Source organism: Solibacillus isronensis (assembly GCF_900168685.1).
Classification (GTDB): domain Bacteria; phylum Bacillota; class Bacilli; order Bacillales_A; family Planococcaceae; genus Solibacillus; species Solibacillus isronensis_A.
On record NZ_FVZN01000011.1, the window covers coordinates 103298 to 121470 of the forward strand.

14 protein-coding genes are annotated in these 18173 nt (G+C 40.7%); 1 reads left to right on the top strand and 13 read right to left on the bottom strand.

Features of this window, described 5'->3' with window-relative positions:
• The first annotated feature begins 91 nt into the window (after positions 1 to 91).
• The gene (locus tag B5473_RS04520) at positions 92 to 1027 is read left to right on the top strand and encodes a carbohydrate kinase family protein (protein WP_079523874.1); all 936 of its coding nucleotides are present in this window, start codon (positions 92 to 94) and stop codon (positions 1025 to 1027) included.
• 55 nt (positions 1028 to 1082) lie between these two features.
• Here the strand turns inward: B5473_RS04520 and B5473_RS04525 are convergent, their stop codons facing one another.
• From B5473_RS04525 to B5473_RS04585, 13 genes are all read right to left on the bottom strand, one after another.
• Positions 1083 to 2456 carry a sensor histidine kinase gene (locus B5473_RS04525; protein ID WP_079523875.1) on the bottom strand — a complete coding sequence of 458 codons (1374 nt, stop codon included), beginning with the start codon at positions 2454 to 2456 and terminating at the stop codon, positions 1083 to 1085.
• The gene (locus tag B5473_RS04530) at positions 2453 to 3121 is read right to left on the bottom strand and encodes a response regulator transcription factor (protein ID WP_079523876.1); all 669 of its coding nucleotides are present in this window, start codon (positions 3119 to 3121) and stop codon (positions 2453 to 2455) included. Before B5473_RS04530 ends, B5473_RS04525 begins: the two co-directional genes overlap by 4 nt.
• 104 nt (positions 3122 to 3225) lie before the next feature.
• Complete coding sequence (locus tag B5473_RS04535) at positions 3226 to 5328, bottom strand: MMPL family transporter (protein ID WP_079523877.1); 2103 nt, start codon at positions 5326 to 5328, stop codon at positions 3226 to 3228.
• 206 nt (positions 5329 to 5534) lie between these two features.
• On the bottom strand, positions 5535 to 7013 hold the full coding sequence (locus B5473_RS04540) for a class I adenylate-forming enzyme family protein (RefSeq protein ID WP_079523878.1): 1479 nt from the start codon (positions 7011 to 7013) through the stop codon (positions 5535 to 5537).
• 15 nt (positions 7014 to 7028) lie between these two features.
• A complete protein-coding gene (gene fabG, locus B5473_RS04545; RefSeq protein ID WP_079523879.1) occupies positions 7029 to 7760 on the bottom strand; it encodes a 3-oxoacyl-ACP reductase FabG in 732 nt (243 codons plus the stop codon).
• A 16-nt stretch (positions 7761 to 7776) separates the two neighbouring features.
• On the bottom strand, positions 7777 to 8676 hold the full coding sequence (phaZ, locus tag B5473_RS04550; protein WP_079523880.1) for an intracellular short-chain-length polyhydroxyalkanoate depolymerase: 900 nt from the start codon (positions 8674 to 8676) through the stop codon (positions 7777 to 7779).
• Between the two features lies 1 nt (position 8677).
• The gene (locus B5473_RS04555) at positions 8678 to 9682 is read right to left on the bottom strand and encodes a 3-oxoacyl-ACP synthase (protein ID WP_079523881.1); all 1005 of its coding nucleotides are present in this window, start codon (positions 9680 to 9682) and stop codon (positions 8678 to 8680) included.
• Positions 9679 to 10704, bottom strand: a complete 1026-nt coding sequence (locus B5473_RS04560) for a branched-chain amino acid ABC transporter permease (protein ID WP_079523882.1) — start codon at positions 10702 to 10704, stop codon at positions 9679 to 9681. The genes B5473_RS04555 and B5473_RS04560 overlap by 4 nt, the downstream gene beginning before the upstream one ends.
• Before the next feature lie 4 nt (positions 10705 to 10708).
• A complete protein-coding gene (locus tag B5473_RS04565; protein WP_079523883.1) occupies positions 10709 to 11572 on the bottom strand; it encodes a branched-chain amino acid ABC transporter permease in 864 nt (287 codons plus the stop codon).
• A 13-nt stretch (positions 11573 to 11585) separates the two neighbouring features.
• Positions 11586 to 12293, bottom strand: coding sequence for an ABC transporter ATP-binding protein (locus tag B5473_RS04570; protein ID WP_079523884.1), 708 nt, complete (start codon positions 12291 to 12293; stop codon positions 11586 to 11588).
• On the bottom strand, positions 12286 to 13044 hold the full coding sequence (locus tag B5473_RS04575) for an ABC transporter ATP-binding protein (protein ID WP_079523943.1): 759 nt from the start codon (positions 13042 to 13044) through the stop codon (positions 12286 to 12288). The genes B5473_RS04570 and B5473_RS04575 overlap by 8 nt, the downstream gene beginning before the upstream one ends.
• A 109-nt stretch (positions 13045 to 13153) precedes the next feature.
• Complete coding sequence (locus B5473_RS04580; RefSeq protein WP_079523885.1) at positions 13154 to 14407, bottom strand: substrate-binding domain-containing protein; 1254 nt, start codon at positions 14405 to 14407, stop codon at positions 13154 to 13156.
• A 545-nt stretch (positions 14408 to 14952) separates the two neighbouring features.
• A complete protein-coding gene (locus B5473_RS04585; RefSeq protein ID WP_079523886.1) occupies positions 14953 to 18084 on the bottom strand; it encodes a BTAD domain-containing putative transcriptional regulator in 3132 nt (1043 codons plus the stop codon).
• Between the last annotated feature and the right edge of the window lie 89 nt (positions 18085 to 18173).

Here is an 18173-nt window from a genome sequence, read left to right on the forward strand (position 1 = left end):
TGCTTTTTATTAACTCATAGGGTAAATATTTTTAATTCTAGTAATTTTATGCCAATATTTAGTGAAACACATATATTTGGAGGAAACGGCTATGAAAAAAATTCTTTGTATTGGCGAATTGCTCATCGATTTTTTCACGACTCATACGGAAGTATCCATTATAGAAGCGAAAACGTTTGAAAAACAGGCAGGCGGTGCTCCGGCAAATGTAGCAGCAACTATTGCAATGCTTGGAGGACAGGCTCATTTTTGCGGAAAAGTGGGTGACGATGCATTTGGTCACTTTTTAAAACAAACGTTGAAGCAAGCAGGTGTTCATACAGATCAATTGATAATGGATTCGTCTGCACCGACTACTTTGGCCTTTGTTTCAAGACAGAAAGATGGTGAGCGAGATTTTATCTTTAATCGCGGCGCCGACGAATTGCTCAGTGTTGAAGATTTGGAACTGCAACAGCTCATGACAATGGACATGATTCATTTCGGTTCAGCCACTGCCCTTTTAAGCGAACCTTTCAGTAAAACGTACGAACAGTTAATGCAAACTTTGCATCTGCAAAACTATTTTATTTCATTTGACCCAAATTATCGTGCAGATTTATGGAAAGGCGATTCCGATTTATTCATTCATAAATGCGAACCTTTCATTGAAGCAGCAAATTTCATAAAGATGAGCGATGAAGAACTGTTATTATTCGCAAAGACAGAAAACTTCGAACAGGCAATCGAATGGCTCACACAGTTTACTGACAAAACAATCGCCATTACACAAGGTGCTTCTGGTACAATGCTTATCCAAGACGGGCAAATTACAACCGTTCCGGCATTTCCCGTAAACTCCATCGATACAACCGGTGCAGGTGATGCTTTTGTCGGTGCCGTTTTATATCAGTTAAGTAAATATGAAAACACAAATCTCTTGTTTAATGAATGGGTAACCGTTATCGAATTTGCCAATCGTGCTGCATCAAAAGTATGTGAAAAAGTCGGTGCAATCGAAGCCCTTTCTTCATTAAAAGAACTTTAGTGATAAAACAGGCGCGTTAAAAGTTTCACTCCACTTTTAACGCGCCCTTTTTCTATTAATGGACATTTAAAACAACTGTCACTTTCGTTCCCTTCCCAAGCTCGCTTTCAATAATAAACTGTCCCGCATGCCGGTTAACGATTTCAGTTACAATCGCCAAGCCTAACCCGCTGCTTTGACTCGAGCGCGAAGGATCTACCCGGTAAAATCGTTCTTTCACTTTTTCAAGTGCTTCTTCAGGTATACCAATTCCGTTATCTTTTATCGTTACAAAAATCTGATTATCCTTTTTGCTGCATGTAACTATGATTTTCCCTTTATCCTCACTGTAACGAATAGCATTTGACAGCAAATTGTCCCATACTTGCTCCATTAACTGCTCATCTGCAAAAACTTCAACCGGTTCCAGCTCGTATACAAGCTCCATCTGCTTATCGTCCAGTTTCCATCGCTTTGAAAATAGCCGTTCTTTCAACTGTCTATCTAACGAATAAGTCTTTTTTTGAACCGGTAAATTTTTCTGGTCAAGCGAGCTTAGTAAAAGCAATTGTTTTGTTAATGCGGAAAGACGCTTCGTTTCCTGCTCAATAATCTCCAAATACTGCACACGTTCTTCTTCCGTATTGTCCGCATCCTTCAATACATTTGCATAGCCTTGAATGTTGAGCAAAGGCGATTGAAAGTCGTGCGATACATTATTGATGAAGTCTTTCTTAATCTGATCATTTTCTGCGAGGCGGTTGGCCATCTTTTGAAACTGTGTTGCAAGCTGCCCTAGCTCATCATTACGATCAATCGTTAATTGGATATCATAATTTTCAAGAGCAATTTGATTTGTCGCCTGTTGCAATTGTTTTAATGGTCTTACAAGCTGGCGGGCAAGCAAAATCATCGTTAATAAAATAACGACAGCGGTAATAATAATGAAGCTAACGATCAATAAATGCATTTCAGAAAAGAGTGTGGCATTTTCCTGACGGATAAAAAATGCATAGCTTTCATCATTTAGTTGAAACGATACACCGATTGTATTTTGAATATCATTCGCGAAATGATTCATAAAGTAGGAAGATCCGTTATAATCGCGAATGCCGTGATACACTTTGTCTGTACCGACAATGCTTAACATTTCAGGCGTGATCTTTGTTTTTTTAAACTTACTACCGTATGAAGTTAAATTTCCATCCGGATAGATAACCCCTATTTGGTAGCCAAGTTTGGCAATGGACTCAAAGTAGGCATCCGCACTTTCTTTAGGCATTGATTTTAAAATTTGCTGCACTTCCTCGGCTACCCCATAATTTTTGGCATCTGTATCAGGTCGTATTTGCGATTTATAAATTTGTCCGATTAACAGCATCGACATCGTAATGCTTATAATGATTACAGCCAATGTCACAACAATATATTGCCTGTATAATGTTTTCATTTCAATTCCTCTATTTTATAGCCGATTCCGCGTACGGTTTGAATTTTCACCTGTGCATTCACTTCTTCCAACCGGCTGCGCAGACGCTTAATATGTGTTGTCAGTGTAAAATCATCCCCGTCATAATCATAGCCCCATACTTGTTCCATCAGCTGGTCTCGCGTAAATACGACTTCCGGTCTGGAACATAAAATGCCTAATAGCTCAAATTCTTTTAAAGGCAATAACGATACTTGCTCCCCTACTTTTACTTCATACGTTTGCCGGTCAATGAGCATATTGGCAATCTTTATTTGACTTCTTTCAACCTTTTGAAAACGTCGTAAAATCGCGCGCACTCTAAACAGCAGTTCTTTCGGTTCGAACGGCTTCACCATATAGTCATCCGCCCCTGCCAAAAATCCTTTTTCCTTATCATCAAGTGTTGTTTTGGCAGTTAGCATCAATACAGGTACACCGATTTCAGCAAGATTTTTCGTCAGGCTTATACCATCCATTTTGGGCATCATGACATCGACAATCGCCAAATCGACCGGCTCCTGCTGCAATAAATTTAATGCTTCCATGCCATCACTCGCAAACAGCGCTTCGAATCCTTCTTTTTTCAAATGGATGCCAATTAATTTCCGTATAAATGCATCATCATCCACTACTAATATCCGCATTGAATCACCGCCTTTAATAATTGAAGTTCTATTTCATGTATATTTACTCTCATTCTATCCATAAAAAGAGACATCGAATTACTCGATGTCCCTTCATCTAACCATTACTTCTTGTCTTTTTCAAATGTTAATATCAACATCGGTAATAACATACCACGTACTAGGAATGTATCAATAAGAATACCAACTGCAACGATAAAGCCGAATACGAATAGATCGGCAATCGGCATTGTCATTAATGCCGCGAAAGTTGCTGCCAGTATGATACCTGCTGACGAAATAACGCCTCCTGTATTACGGATAGCAATTCCCAGGGCCTGTTTCACTGTTGTATGTTTGCGTTCTTCAAGGAATCGGGACACTAAAATAATGTTGTAGTCAATGCCTAGCGCAACTAGGAATATGAATGCATAGACCGGTACACGTGTACTGATTGCATCATAGCCAAATAATACGTCGACAAGGAATAACCCTAATCCTAATGCCGATAAGTAAGACACTAAAATTGTCGCCATCATATAAATCGGCATTTTCCAAGATTTCGTTAACACAAATAATAACACTAATATTAAGATCGTTTCTAAAATAACAATTTTAATAATATCATCGTTGTTTACATCGCGTTCATCCAGCAGCTTAGCTGTTGTTCCCGCAAAGTGTAACTCACCGTCGATACCTGCTGCTGCTAAATAATCTGCGCTGTTTTCACGCATTTCGTCAATCTTATCGATTGCTTCCGGCGCATACGGATTTAAATCAAACGCCATTGACAATTTCATTTTCGTTTCATCGTCCGAAACGGCTGACGCACGTACCGAAGCAATTTCATCTTCGGCTAATAATGCTTCCGTTAAACTTTGCTTTTGTTCTTCTGTTAAAGCCTGTTCACTTTCAACCAATAATGAAGTTGGGGCAAGTTCCCCTTTATCAAAACGCGATTCAACGATTTCATAGCCGACACGTGATGGCAGTTCTTCCGGGAATGATTTCACCGTGTCAAATTCATAATCTAAATTAAATACATTCAATGAAGTAATAATCATGAAAATCAGGACTAATCCGCCTGATAAATAAGGTTTGTTTACGACAAACTTAGCAATTGCTCCCCAAATTCCATGCTTTACTTCCTTTGTCTCACCGAATTTCGGTACTTTCGGCCAGAATGCTTTACGGCCAAATAAGGCGAATAATGCCGGAACTAATGTAATTGATCCGAGCATAATAACAAATACAGCAGTACCAAAAATTGGTGCAAAGTTTTGGTAATCGCGGAAGTCTGCGAAGAATAAAACAAGCATTGCCGCCAATACAGTTCCGCCTGCAAAGAATACAGGCTCACCAGTTGCGCGCATTGCATATTTCATCGCTTCATATTTATTTTCGTAATGGTTCAGTTCTTCACGGTAGCGTGAGAATACGAATAACGAATAATCGATAACAGCCGCGAATAATAAAATACTCATAATTGAGGTTGTAGAGTTATTAATTTCTAAGCCTGCTGCCCCCATTAAAGCAACCGACTGATTTACTACCTGATAAACAATTACAGTTGCAAGTAATGGAATAATCGCTAATAGAGGAGAACGGTAAATAATAATTAAAAGAACTAAAATGATCCCAATTGTAGCAAATAACAGCTGTAAATCTGCCTGTTCAAACAGCTTTACTGTATCACCGGCAATCCCTGCAGGACCAGTAATATAAAACTTCGTATCCCCTGTTTTCTCAGCTGCCTCATTTCCGATTTCAGATGCAAAATCGTTAATTTCCGCATACTCAGAATTGCCAAGCCCTTTTTCCAGTGTCATTGGCACAATCATAGTTGTCTTATCTTCAGACGTGAAGCCCGCTAAAGCTTGAGGCGGCAAATTGGAGATGTCGATAATCTGATCGATACCTTCAATATCTTTCGAAATCATTGCATTCAAAATTTCTTTCACACTGTCAACATTGATTTCTCCATCTTCATTATGGAAAACTAATATACCTGGTGTACCTTCATCGTTAGGGAAGTACTCGCTTAATTTATTTTCAGCGATAATCGACTGCGCATCATCCGGCAGAGACTGGAAGTTTGTCACTTTATACTCACTTAGCATTGGACCGGCACTTAAGCCAATCATCAACACTAGCCAGACAATAAGTGTAATCCAGGCACCGCGTTTTGTTGATACCCAATCTGTAATTGGATTTAATAACTTGTTCATCGATATCCTCCTTTTTAATACCTCTGCATTATAAAGGAGCTATATGAACTTTATATAAACTTCAATGAAAATATCAGTCTATACATAGCCAAAAGAAAAGATCGAAATGCCTGTTTAATCGCATTTCGATCTTCTTAAATTTCGAGAAACTATTGAATAATGAATTTCTATGTTTCTTCTTTTCATTCAATTTTGTAATAAGCTTTCTATTCCGTTATAAATACACAATTGATAAGCTGTTTCTTATCAATTTTCCCGACGACGGTTTTCGGAAGCTCCTGCAGAAAGTAGATTTGTTTCGGTACTTTGTAATTGGCGAGGTGTTTTTTACAGTACTTTAACAGCTCCCATTGAAGTGGTTCGGAATGATCTTCAGAAATTACAAACGCTACAACACATTCGCCCCATTTTTCATTCGGAATACCAATAACGGATACTTCCTGTACCGCTTCGTGGGCGATTAAACATTGTTCAACTTCTTGCGGATACACATTTTCTCCGCCCGTAATAATCATTTCCTTCTTCCGTCCGACAATATAATAATCGCCGTCCTCATCAAACTTCGCCAAGTCACCTGTCTTTAACCAGCCATCCTCAAATGTTTCGCTCGTTGCCTCTTCGTTTTTCCAATAATGTGAAAAAACATGGCTGCCTTTTAAGCAAAGTTCGCCAACTTCTCCTTCTGCACATTGCTGACCTTCTTTATTGATAATTTTTACTTCATTGAAAAGCATACTTTTTCCGATAGCACCCTTTTTGTTCATCGCAACTTCCGCATCGATGGAAAAGTTATTTGGACCTGCCTCAGTTAACCCATAGCCCTCTTTAAAAAGCAGCCCTCTTTTTTGAAAACATTCATATATAGGTTTAGGACAAGGTGCGCCTCCCGATAAAAATACTTTCACTGTCGGAAAACTGGACTGTTTAAAATACTCAGTTTCTATAATCGATTGGTACATTGTCGGAACAAATAATGAAACCGTCGTTTTATATTCATTAATGGCCCGAACCGCTCTTTCCGGATCAAATTTCTGGCCGATAACCACTGTTCCGCCTGCCATTAAAATCGGCAATGCAAGTGCATTAATTCCTCCTGTATGAAAAAGGGGCATATAATTCAGTGTGCAGTCCTTATCATTTAACCCCCAGCTAATGACGGTATTCATCGCATTCGTAGTGACAGCTTCATACGACAGGACAACACCTTTTGGTTTACCCGTCGTCCCCCCGGTATAAATAATCATCCACGGAAGCTGAGGTTCATCACGCCAATTATATGTAGTAGGCTCAACTAATTCAGAGCTACCGCATGTTAAAAATTTGGTTGGCGAAAGCTGCATTGCCCGTTCACAATGCGTATCATCAGTAATTAATAAAGCAGGTGTGCAATCAGATAAAACCACCTGTAATTCGGATATAGATAATTTTGTATTTAATGGAACATAGATCAATTCATTTAAACGACAAGCAATTAAAATGGCAAAGCTTTCAATTGAATTTTCCATCAACGTTACAACTCGGTCTCCCTGCTGTAACTGCTGGTTGGAAAAAGTGCTGCTCCATCCATTCGCATGCTGCATCAACTCTTTATATGTCCACGTCTCACCTGTTTCTATTTGAATTAAAGCTGTTTTATCCGGTGTTTGGCCCGCTCGTTTCGCAATCCAAAAGTCCAGCTGTTGCATTAGCCATCCCACCTTCTACATCATAATGCCGCCATCAACTTGCAGAACATGACCTGTAATATAACTCGCCTCATCCGATGCTAAAAATAAATAAGCATTTGCGATATCTTCCGGTTTCCCTAATCGTTGCAAACTTGTAATGCCTTCCATTTGCTGGAGTACTTTTTCCGGCATTTTTTCGACCATGGGTGTTGCGGTAAATCCAGGAGCAACAGCGTTTACATTAATTCCTTTACGACCAAGCTCCTTAGCCCATGTTTTTGTCATCCCGATAATGGCCGCTTTTGTCGCGGCATAGTTTGTTTGACCAAAATTACCGTATACACCACTTACCGATGAAGTACTGATAATTTTCCCAGACCCTTGTGCGATCATATGAGGTGCTACTGCTTGTGTGCAGTAGTAAACACCATTCAAGTTAATTTGAATGACCTTTTCAAAATCTTCCTCGCTCATTTTTACAAGAGTTGCATCACGGGTAATCCCTGCATTGTTTATTAAAATATCGATTTTGCCGAAACGATCAACAACCTGTTCAACCATTTCCTTTACGTCAGCCAGTTTCGATACATCAACTGCAAAGAAAGCGACATTTTCCCCCAGCTCTGCTTCAATTTTTTCTCCTTGTTGTTTGTCATAATCTACGATGGCTACTTTTGCGCCTTCTTCCAAAAAACGCTTTACTGCTGCAAGGCCAATACCGCCCGCACCACCTGTAATAATTGCTACTTTATTTTCTAATCGCATATAGCCCCGACCCCTTTTAAGATAAGATAAATTCCTCGATTGCCTCTTTCGTTTCATCCAGACAGTCGACTAGCGGTGAGTGTCCGCAGTTTGCCAGCTTCATGATTTGAGCGCGGCCTCCAAAATCCTCGATAATTTCGGTTGTCATCGCCCCATTCACTACATAATCACGGTCACCGTATAAAACAAATGTCGGAATCTGAATATCCTTCACCTGATTCGCACCCTTTGCGACTTCATTATCGACTGCACTTATATTAAAAGTATTTAACGCATGGTACACATCCGCCAAATTACGCTGTGTCAGCATATCATCCACATATTGCTCATAGCGCTCCTCGTCCGGCTGTTTCTGTGTATAAATAGCACTGTTCCATATAAACTTCAGCCCGTCACGATTTTTCGTGTCATACATTTGCTGCATCGGGATTGTTTTAACAGGGTCCTGCTCAATTTGCTCGATTGTCGATAAGCGCTTTGTAAAATCCGGAGTACCGTCCGCATTTGAACTATAAAATGGATAACCGCGTGTTGAACCGGAAGCAAATAATATGAGCTTTTTACTGTATCCCGGATAATCTGCACAAAACTGCATCGCCACATTTCCGCCTGTAGACCAGCCAACAATCGTAAAGTCCTTTAATTCAAGTGCATCAACGAAATGCTTAATATCATCGCTGAAATCTTTGATCGATGTAATCCGTTTATTGTAAGTCGATCCGCCAAAGCCGCGCATATCCACCGCATAAATGGTGAATCGTTCATCCATTGATTCCATCAGCAAATCCCAATGCTTTGAACTTGTCATATTGCCATGAACCAATAGGACAAGTTCATCGCCGCCTTCTCGTTTCCGATAAGATAAAGTTTCACCATTTGATAATTCCACTTTTGCTAAAACGTCCAGCTTATTCATATTAAGCCCCCCACTTTACTGTAATAGCACCCCATGCGTAGCCTATACCTGCACTCACTAATGAAACAATTTGCCCTTCCTGCAGTTTCCCTTCCTTACGCGCGAGGCACAGAGATAAAATCTGATCGATTTGCCCGATATGCCCGTAATGCGATAAATAAATCGAATTCTCTTCTGACAGGCCGAGCTCTTTTAAGACATAGTCATGTGCAGACTTTTTCATATGGAGCATCGCAACATAATGTAAATTATTTTCGCTATATCCACTTTTCTGCAGTGATTGGTGAATTACCTTTAAAAAATTGCTTAATGATTTCTGCTCCAACCGAAGCTTCATCCCCTCAGGATCGAGAACATCCAATATATAGTGGCCTTCCTGAATATGGTCAACTGTTAGCGGTTCCTTTGTACCTCCTACCGGAACAACGACATCTTCCGAAAATGAACCGTCTGTAATGAGCGAGGCTTCCAGTACTTCGTGCCCGCCCGCGTTTTTCTGCAAAATCATTGCACCTGCACCTGCGCCTAAATTGAACATAAAACGTGTCCGCTCATTTTCATAATCGATAAAATCATGGTTGCGGTACCCTCCAGCCAGTAGCACTGTCTTAACAGAATCATCTGCCAGCATTAAGCTTTTCGCTACTTTCATCGCCATAATCGCCGTACCGCAACGAAGCTGGACATCAAATGCCCAAGCATTGACCGCACCGATTTCTTCCTGTATTTTAATGGCAGCCGTCCATAACGGGTACTCTTTATGTTCTTCCCCAATATAAATCACGACATCAATATCTTTTGCATCCACTTGTGCTTCGGAAATCGCTTCCTTTGCTGCTTTTACACTCATTTCAACTGGATGGTCATTTGGACCGGCAACCACTTTTTCAATAATGCCCATTTTCGTTTCAACGACAACCGTTGGAATATTTGCCTTCTCCGCAATTTGGGCACCGGTCATTCTTCCTTCAGGTAAATACATTCCTAATCCCGTTATTCCGATCATCGCTGTATCTCCTTTTCACGAAGCTTTACAGATGCCTTTGTTTTTTGGCCCTTTTTCATCTTCCACTCATGGTAGCGCATTGAAACTGTACCTACGATGCCTCGCGGGAAGAATATAACAGCTAAAATGTACAGAATACCGAAGAAAATAATCCACCGTTCAAAAATAGGATAGTCTCTTGCAAGACCTGATAAATAATGCTGGGCAAATTCAATGACACCTGCCCCGATGATTGGTCCGATTAGCGTTCCAACTCCACCGATAATCGTCATCATTAGTGCATCGAGTGTAATGTCCATCGTCAGAACACTCGTATTGACAAAGCGCAACGATATCGCGTAAAGCGAACCTGCCAAACTTGCAACAGCACCCGCAATAACGGAAGCAATGATTTTATAACCTAATGTTTTAAACCCGAGTGACCGTGTACGTTGCTCGTTTTCACGAATCGCAACAAGCACTTTCCCGAATGGTGATGCAACAATTCGTTTCAGTAATATGAAAATGACAACGAGACAAATGAGCACTAAAAAGTAAAAATACAGCCGCTCACGAAACAGTTCCGGTGCACGGAATGTAAATCCATCATTTCCTTTCGTTACCGTCCGCCACTTTTCTGCCAGCACTAAAAACAACCCTGAAATCGCTAACGTAAACATTGCATAAAAGTGACTTTTCAAACGAAGCGTCAATGCGCCGCTTATTACACTAATAATTGCGGATAATACAATTCCTACTAAAATTGAAGCAGCGAATATACCGATTGACGGACCGAAATCGCTCAGCATAATCGCTGTCGTATACGCACCAATCCCGAAAAACATCGCATGACCGAATGAAATAATGCCCGTGTAACCTAGTAAAATATCGTAACTCATCGCGAGTATTGCAAAAATACAAAACTGCGTTAATAAAATCGTCATCGTTCGAGAATCCAGTACAAACGGTAATACAGCCATGATTCCTACTACGACTGCAAACACTAAATTCATTTTCGATAAAATTAATGGCTGTTTTAACATAGAATCACCCCTTCGCAACTGTGAATAAGCCTTGTGGACGGAAAATCAGAACACTTGCCATTAAAATCATATTGACCGCAACGGATAGAAACGGCACATAATATGCCATAAAACTCCCGGCAAGCCCTACTAAAATCGCTGCCATCAATGAACCTTGGAAACTTCCCATTCCACCGATGACTACAACGATAAATCCTAAAATCGCATATTCCATTCCCATTTCCGCATACACAACCCCTGAATACGGTGCCATCAGCATTCCACCCAACGCCGCCAATGCTGCACCGCACATAAAGACAATCAAAAATACGCGCTTAATGTTAATACCTAATGCCTGTGTCATTTCACGGTTCATAACCCCAGCCCGAACGACCAATCCGATTTTCGTACGATTTAAAATGAAATACAGAACACCGAATAAAGCAAAACCTACAACGATAATGAAAATCCGGTATTTAATAATCGTTAAATCACCAATTTGCCAACTGCCTGCCAAGTAAGAAGGAACTTTAACAGGTACACCGTTTGGACCGAAAACAACTTTAATCATTTCCTGCAGAACGAGCATGAACCCGAGCGTAATCAGAATCTGCTGTACGTGATTCCCGTAAACCGGCTTAATAATAAGCTTTTCCGTAATAAACCCAAGGGCAAGACCTGTGAGAATCGCGACAACAATTCCGACTATAAAACTATTGCTCCATAAATATGTGAACACCCCTGTATAGGCACCCCATACGAACAGTCCGCCGTGCGCAAAATTCAGCACATCCATTAGCCCGAATATAAGCGTCAACCCGGCTGCCAGTAAGAAAATAAGCATTCCTGTCGCTAGTCCATTTATCGTTAAACTGATTATTAGTTCCATCAGCTTCCCCTCCTTATCCGATTCCTAAATATTTACGCTTAAGCTGGTCGTCTTCAATCAAACCTTGCATTTCTCCTGATTGCACTGTCCGCCCGTCATCGATTAATGTGAATGTATCGCCGATTTTACTCGCCATCATAAAGTTTTGTTCGACAAGTACAATCGATGTATGCTTTTTCATTTCAGTAATAGCTTCCATTACTTTCTCGATCACAATTGGCGCAAGGCCTTTGGATGGTTCGTCGATTAAAAGCAGCTTGCTGTCATTGACAAAAGCCCTTGCCATCGCAAGCATTTGCTTTTGACCACCCGATAAATTGCCGCCCTGCTTCTTCCAAAACTTTTTCAAATCCGGGAATAACTCTAAAATGTATGCCTGCTTTTGCATTGTTGCGTCCGTTTCTTTGCGGATCGCCACTTTCATGTTTTCCTCTACTGTCAGCTGTCCGAAAATGCCTTGGTCTTCCGGCACATAGCCAATCCCACTATTCGCAATATCATAAGGCGTCATTTTCGTAATATCTTTCCCGTCGAAATGGATCGCCCCTTTCGATGCCGGCGTTAAACCCATAATTGTGCGAAGTGTCGTCGTTTTCCCTGCACCGTTCCGCCCCAGTAAAACCGAAACTTCTCCCGCTTTTGCTTCAAAGTTGATGCCTTGTAAAATATGATATTGTGAAATAAACGTCTCCACACGCTCCAGCGTTAAAATATTATTCATATGCAAGGCCTCCTAAATACGCTTGTTGTACCGTTTCATTGTTCATAATTTCCTCAGGTGACCCGTCGGCTAACAGCGCACCGTTGAACAGCACCATAATCGAATCGGACAAATCGATAATCATATCCATTTTGTGCTCGATCAGTAAAATCGTTTTATCACCGCGCTCCTTAATCGAACGAATCACATCCAATATTGCAGGTACTTCCTCCAATGACATGCCGGCTGTCGGCTCATCCAACAGTAAAATTTCAGTATCAAGTGCCAGTAACATTCCGATTTCCAGCTTTCTTTTTTCACCGTGTGAAAGCTGATTCGCCACTTGATGCATTTTGTCGGTTAATAACACTTGTTCCAAAATCTCAACCGCTTCATTCGTAATCTCTTTATATTTCAAAAAATGATTGAGCATATGGAAGCGCACTTTTCGTTTCGATTGCACAGCAAGGCGCACATTTTCCAGCACCGTTAAATTCGGGAATACATTTGTTATCTGAAATGACCTTCCGATTCCTAATCGCGTCCGGTCCACCGATGACTTTTTTTGAAGCGATTGTCCTTTAAAGAACACATCCCCTTCTGTCGGCTCCAGCTCACCGCTAATTAAATTGAAGAATGTTGTTTTCCCCGCACCGTTTGGCCCAATAATGGATTTAAAATGCTTTGCTGTCATTTCAAAATTAATGCTGTCCACCGCTTTATGCTCACCGAATTTAATCGATAAATTGTTCGTCTTTAAAATCGGTTCCATCATCTCACCCTCTCTTGTTGATTTCCATTGCGGCCTGATTTCTTAGAGACCCTTATAACAAAAGGCTGTCTTGAAAGTTCAACACTTTTTAGACAGCCTCACTTATTTACTAGTTTAAAATAGGAGGTTCCGTTTCTTCTGGAAGTAATTCACGTAGTAATACTGGTACCGGATAATCAAATTCCGCTACTTTTTCAAGGCGGATTGCGTACATTGTCTGTAATGCCTGGTGATCTTCTTCACGGAATGTCATCGTTCCCTTAGGCGTTTCAAATGACATACCTTCCATTAGAGGAATTAACGTATTCCCATCCGCATCTCCACCTGATGCTTTTAGTGCTTCTACAATCGCAACTGCCGCTGTAAATCCACCCGGTGTAAATAAATCAGGAACTTCACCATTGAATCGTGCTTTATGTTCTTCTACTAACCAATCATTCACTTCATTTTTTGGTAGTGTGTGATGGTAAACAGAAAACCCTTCCATACCTACTAATGGCTCCATAAATTGAAGTGCAATAATGTCTGGTGCACCAGTTGAAATTTTAATCCCTTTTTCCTGCAGTTTTAAATCCGCAATTTGATTCCAAGGAGAGTTCGCCCCTGCCCATACTACGAATAAGAAGTCCGGTTTCGAATCAATAATTTTTTGCAAGTTTGACGTAAAGTCTGTTGCAGCCGGATCTGCATATTCTTCTAAAACAATTTCAGCACCTAATCCTTCAGCTGCTGCTTTAAATGCTGATACACCATCCCAACCGAATGAATAATCCGGTGCGAACGTTGCAATTTTTACACCTTCTCCAGCGATTGCCGCTGCAGCTGCGTATGCATCCTGTGAAGAGTTACGCGCCGTTCTGAAAATGTAAGGGTTAAACTCTGAACCTGTAATACTGTCAGCTACTGCTGGTTCTACAATCATAATTTTCTCGTATTCTTCTGCTAGTGGAAGTACCGCCAATGTGTCACCTGAACTTGATGAACCAACTAGAAAATCAACCGCGTCATCCTCTAATAGCTTCGTTGCCTTTTGAACAGCTACTTCAGGTTTCGTTTCTGTATCTTCCCAAACGACTTCGATTTTACGGCCTTCCACTTCCATCGTGCCGTCTGTCGCATATTCAAGACCTAACTCGAATCCGTTTTTCGTCTGCTTACCATATGATTCAAGAGCTCCCGTTAACGATGCAAGTACACCGACTTTAATCGGAGTTGTTGATGCAGCTGTTTCTGTTGTTCCGCTCTTACCTTGCTCAGCTGAATTTGTAGTTGATGAATCATCGCCGTCTGTTGAATCACTATTACATGCAACCAATAAGAAAATCGATAATACCGCAAAAGTTAACCATAAACGCTTTTTCATTCAATGTCCCTCCTAGCAAAATTTTCAGCATAGCTATCTGCTTAACCGTAATGTAACATCGCGAAGTTACAAATGAGTTACATTTGGTGAGGGGGACTCCCAGGAAGCGCGAATTGCTAGAGATTTGTTCTAATAAAAGCTGATTAATTCTAATAAAAATTAATTTGTTCTAATAAAAATTAATTTGTTCTAATAAAAATTAATTTGTTCTAATAAAATTGCGATCTTCTAATATATCGTGCGGTTGTTCTAATATCACTTCGAATTGTTCGAATATCGGTGCTCAATCTTCCAATAACCCACCGTTTTGTTCTAATAAGCTGTTCAATTGTTCTAATAAAAATATGACAAGAACTTTTTTTCACCCCAATTCTAGGGAATGCATGCTCCATATCGATTCCATTTCACACATCTTCTAATATCGGCTTCACTTCTTCTAATAACGCACTAACTTCTTCTAATAACCCGCTCGAATGTTCTAATAAAACGGCAATAAAAAAAGCCATGTTGAAATCAATCTTCAACATAGCTCTTAATCAATCTATTCACATCTTCAACACAAGCTCATACAGTCGCTCGGTCGGTTCCATCGGCGTGATTTTATATTGGTCGTCCAGTACATCTACACAGCGCTCATAATATTTGATTGCTTCCCGGCGGTTCCCTAAATAGTAATGGGCAAGCATTAATAGCCGGTAGCCTTCTTCATGACCATCATCAAGTGCAATAATTCGGTCTGCCCATCTGATCACTTTCTCAAACTGCTGCAGACGTACGTAATTTTGGGCGACACGCTCTAAAATGAGCAGTATTTGTTCATTATAATGCGCCTGAATTGGTTCCAGCCATTCCCGTTCCATGTCCGAACAGAACTCCCCATCCACTAGCCGCATCGCCAGTTTCAGCCATTCATTTGAAAGCTTGGCGGTCTTTTCTTCCAGTCCGCGCTGCACATAATACATAAAATGGGCAACATCGCTATGAATCCAGCGATCTTCCAATTTATATAAATGCTGATGGCGTTTAATAAAGTTGCTTTCTTCACGCGCCGATCTAGTCGGCTCCAACGTTTTTAACATCGCATTATAAACAACTTTAAAATCACGCTGCATCGCTTCTTCATCCTGCTGCCAGATTGCATCGCAAATTTGCTGACGTGATACAAACTGCTCGCGGTGAATGTATAAATACAAAAACAGTTCCTTCGCTTTCAACCGCTTCCATTCTTTATCCTGAATCATTTCATTCTCACGGTAAATTTGCACAGGACCAAATAACGTCAATGAAAGCTCTGTACTTGGTGCTGCAATTAAATTTAATTGGCTAAATACGAGCTTCTCCTGCTGCAGCTGTTTAGCGAGTTGAACAAATACGATTAAATAGCGCGGCCCGAAAAGGGTTTTCTTCTCCATGAAAAATGGATACTCATTCACATATAATTCCCAAAAGCGACGATGATATGTGAACGCATGCTCTTGATCATTTAATTTGGCATAACAATACGCCAGCCAAAAGGAGCAAATCATCTGACCGTACGTATCCTCACTGCGCTCATAATAGGACAGAGCCTGTTTTGCCGTATCAATCGCTTCTTCAAACTGGCTATTTTCGGCCAGCACTTTCGTCAATGCAGTCAACAGCAGGGCCGACATCCAGAAATCTTGTACTTTATTTGTTTCCCTCAGTCCGATTTGTGCATGGCGCTTCGCTTCAAACACATTATCGCGGTGATACAGAATAAGCCCCATGTAACACTCTGCAGTAATGCGTTTTACATGAATGAGATTGAGAAGCTCAAGCGTCTCATCAAAACAGCCTTTCGCACGCTCAAAATCTTTCATCTCCATATTCAGCAGCGCCAGCCCTTTACGCAGCTTTGTCAGCGCAAGTGTATACGGCATATCAACGAGCGCTTCCTTTCCGCCTTCTATAATTCGGCTATAGGCTTGTGTATTTTCACCCATTAATACATCTATCAAAACGAGCAGTAAATCGGTCGTGCGATGTGCTTCTTCCCATTGGAACGGTTTTGACACACGCGCATTCAGCAACTCTTTCGCTTTGTCCAGCTGACCATGGCGCAAATAAAGACGCGCATCGATATTATTAATGCTTAACTGCAGGTTTTGCGACTGGCTCCAGCGCAGCGCCTCCCCCGCTTTCCCTAAATTGATCAGGTTTTCGGTATATAAACTATTAATAAGATGGCGTTCTGTATCAGTCACTTCTACTTCATTCAATAGGCTAATTGCCTGCTGTAAATGATGTTCCGCAAAAACCGGCTGAAGGGTATCCAAATAAATATTGGCCAGCCCAAACTGCGAACGCATTAAAAATAAACGGTTCTGCTGCAGCTGCGCTTTTATAAAGCATTCATTATATGCATTTTTTGCCCGCTCATACTGCGCACGGTAACGCTGGCATTCCCCTTCATAATAAAGAAGCTGATAAGGTTTTTCTTCAATCGCAAAATCTTTCAGCCGTTCGAGTAAAAATTCAAATTGCCCCGCTTCAATAAACTGTGGTGCAAATTGCATCAGCAACTGGATGTAGTAGCGGTTGTTTTTCAGCTGGGTTGCATGTGTGACAGCTAATACACCTAAATTTTGATTGGCATAATACCGGGCTGCCTGTTCATGGAATTCCTCATGCAAATCCGGATAGTATTCACTTAGCCGCTGCTGTAGAAACTGTTGAAACAGTGCATGGAAACGGTATTTTGTTCCCCCTGCCAATGGTGTTATAAACGCAAGATCATCCAACTTTGGCTTCACTTGCTGAATCCATTCCATCCCATACAGTTCCGTAATGACATCAAGGGAAATAACTTGATGAATGCCAAGCTTTAAAAGCTGAAGCTGCAGTTGCTCGTCCAGCTTATCGAATACTTCCGCAGAAAGGTAAGCAAAGAAATTCCCGACCGACCCTTCCGCGATATCTATTAGCTGTTCCTGACTATATTTCGCTTTATAGCCAAGCAGCATGATCGCCATCGCCCACCCTTCAGTCATTTGCATAATAAATTCGCTTTGTTCGTCCGTTATTTGCCGGTCAAAAAAAGCTTCAAATAAATATTGAACATCTTCTTCTGCAAAAGTAAATTCCGGCTCTAAACACTCAATCAGCTGATTATTCATACGAAGCGTCAACAAACAGCTCCACTCAGGCATTTTCCTTGTTGCGACTATGATATGGAGGTTGGCAGGTAAAAATTGAAGCAGCTGATTCATAATGTAATTGATCGGAAATACGTGTGAGACATGGTGATAATCGTCCAGTACAATTAAAAAGGGTTCTTGTATATGGTACAGCTCATTGGCGATTTGTTTTGAAAGCTGCAGTAACTCTTCCATATTATGAAACTTTAATGTCTCATCCCAGCCTTTTAATTTTTCGCCGAACGACGGGAAATGCTGCTGAATACTATAGATAAAATGACGTAAAAACGGAAATATCGAGTCATCATCCGGCGTAATCTGATACCAGGAGGATTTTGTTTTCTGATCGTTTAAAAACTGGCTAATAAGCGATGTTTTCCCGTAACCTGCGCTACTATGTAAAATGGTACACTTTGCATGCGGCCAATCCGAAAGCTTTTTCATTAACTTTGCTCTTCTTAAATAGTTATTGACTGGTGTCGGAGGTATAAGTTTCGAGACAAAGATATGTTGCTCCATGCTTCCCACCCCATCTGTAATTAATTACAAACATATTATCATAAAGCAGAAAATTATTCTTTAAAATACAGAATTTATATAAAACTTGA

Bases quoted from the DNA above. Each gene is read 5' to 3' on its own strand.
- B5473_RS04585 (WP_079523886.1), bottom strand. From the start codon at position 18,084: ATGGAGCAACATATCTTTGTCTCGAAACTTATACCTCCGACACCAGTC.
- B5473_RS04560 (WP_079523882.1), bottom strand. From the start codon at position 10,704: ATGTTAAAACAGCCATTAATTTTATCGAAAATGAATTTAGTGTTTGCA.
- B5473_RS04525 (WP_079523875.1), bottom strand. From the start codon at position 2,456: ATGAAAACATTATACAGGCAATATATTGTTGTGACATTGGCTGTAATC.
- B5473_RS04530 (WP_079523876.1), bottom strand. From the start codon at position 3,121: ATGCGGATATTAGTAGTGGATGATGATGCATTTATACGGAAATTAATT.
- B5473_RS04540 (WP_079523878.1), bottom strand. From the start codon at position 7,013: ATGCAACAGCTGGACTTTTGGATTGCGAAACGAGCGGGCCAAACACCG.
- B5473_RS04580 (WP_079523885.1), bottom strand. From the start codon at position 14,407: ATGAAAAAGCGTTTATGGTTAACTTTTGCGGTATTATCGATTTTCTTA.
- B5473_RS04565 (WP_079523883.1), bottom strand. From the start codon at position 11,572: ATGGAACTAATAATCAGTTTAACGATAAATGGACTAGCGACAGGAATG.
- phaZ (WP_079523880.1), bottom strand. From the start codon at position 8,676: ATGAATAAGCTGGACGTTTTAGCAAAAGTGGAATTATCAAATGGTGAA.
- B5473_RS04555 (WP_079523881.1), bottom strand. From the start codon at position 9,682: ATGATCGGAATAACGGGATTAGGAATGTATTTACCTGAAGGAAGAATG.
- B5473_RS04535 (WP_079523877.1), bottom strand. From the start codon at position 5,328: ATGAACAAGTTATTAAATCCAATTACAGATTGGGTATCAACAAAACGC.
- fabG (WP_079523879.1), bottom strand. From the start codon at position 7,760: ATGCGATTAGAAAATAAAGTAGCAATTATTACAGGTGGTGCGGGCGGT.
- B5473_RS04520 (WP_079523874.1), top strand. From the start codon at position 92: ATGAAAAAAATTCTTTGTATTGGCGAATTGCTCATCGATTTTTTCACG.
- B5473_RS04570 (WP_079523884.1), bottom strand. From the start codon at position 12,293: ATGAATAATATTTTAACGCTGGAGCGTGTGGAGACGTTTATTTCACAA.
- B5473_RS04575 (WP_079523943.1), bottom strand. From the start codon at position 13,044: ATGGAACCGATTTTAAAGACGAACAATTTATCGATTAAATTCGGTGAG.